1 protein-coding gene is annotated in these 574 nt (G+C 73.3%); it reads left to right on the top strand.

The genetic code is table 11. The annotated features are described in order from the left end of the window. A partial coding sequence (locus AC1DWF_RS37050; RefSeq protein ID WP_476843409.1) for a VWA domain-containing protein occupies positions 1-574 on the top strand: 574 nt, incomplete at both ends.

Raw genomic sequence — 574 nt, 5'->3', positions numbered from 1 at the left:
GTGACGCGCGAGACCGGCGGACGCGACGTGCTGTTGGCGCTCGACCTCTCGGGCTCGATGGAGACGCCGGACATGGCGGGCGCCACCCGCATCGACGCCGCGCGCGCGGTGCTGAAGGGCTTCATCGCCGACCGCCCGCGCGACCGCATCGGCCTCATCGTCTTCGGCACGGCGGCCTTCGTGCTGGCGCCCTTCACGGCGGATCACACGGCGCTGCTGGGCCTACTGGACGAGACCTTTCCCCGCATGGCCGGCCCACAGACCATGATCGGCGACGCCATCGGCCTGGCCGCGCAGAGCTTCGAGCGCGCGGAGGTCACGGGCCGGCTGATGGTCCTGCTCACCGACGGCAACGACACCGGTGGCCGCGTGCCGCCCGTCCGCGCGGCCGAGATCGCGGGGCGGCTGGGCGTGAAGATCTACACCGTCTCGCTCGGCGACCCCGCCACGGTGGGCGAGGCGGCGCTGGATGTCGCGACGCTGGAGGCCATCGCCAAAGGCACGGGCGGCGCGCATTTCCACGCGGGCGATCCGGCGGCGCTGGCCGAGATCTATCGGCGCATCGAGGCGCTGG

It is taken from the genome of Aminobacter sp. P4_D5 (genome assembly GCF_056401815.1).
This window is presented reverse-complemented; position numbering and strand designations above follow the sequence as displayed.